Source organism: Pseudomonas sp. GD04091, assembly GCF_029836165.1.
In the GTDB taxonomy this organism is placed as follows: Bacteria; Pseudomonadota; Gammaproteobacteria; order Pseudomonadales; family Pseudomonadaceae; genus Aquipseudomonas.
The window spans coordinates 1-538 of the sequence record NZ_JAOEBG010000057.1 but is presented as its reverse complement, the minus strand read 5'-3'; the positions used below and the strand labels follow the sequence as shown (position 1 = coordinate 538).

Here is a 538-nt window from a genome sequence, read left to right as displayed (position 1 = left end):
CACCGAAGCGTCGCCGCCGAGCTCCAGGTTCTCGAAGGTATGGCCAGGTACCGTGGCGTCGGTGATACCGACGGTCAGGGTATCGCCATCCTTGAACACGTCATCGCCCTGAGCCGTGGTCTTGTACTCGGCTGCAGTCTGGCCCGCAGGGATCACGACCTTGTCACCATTGGACAGGGTCACGGTCAGGTCGTAATCCAGCTTCTGGCTGACCTTGACGGTGAAGGCCGGCTGCTGGTCTTCGGTGACGTCGCCCTTGCCGACGATAGTGACCGTGACCTTGTCGCCTTCGTTGCCGGTGCCTGGGGTGCCGGTACCTGGCTCGTCGGTCACGGAGGTCTGCACCTCACCTTGGCCCAAGGTCAGTTTCTCGAAGTTGTCGGCGCCGGTGACGCCGGTCAGCTTGTTGCTGATGGTGGCCTGGCCACCGACGAACACATCGTCCGGTGCGGTAATGGTCGCGGTACCGGTCGCACTGCCGGCCGGGACGGTGACCTTGGTGCCATCGGACAAGGTGAAGGTCAGGCCGTTGTGGCCG

General features: G+C 63.8%; 1 protein-coding gene. It reads right to left on the bottom strand.

What is annotated here, in order from left to right:
* Nucleotides 1-538, bottom strand: a 538-nt coding sequence (locus N7422_RS26855) for an immunoglobulin-like domain-containing protein (protein WP_347815280.1), incomplete at both ends; no start/stop codon positions are given.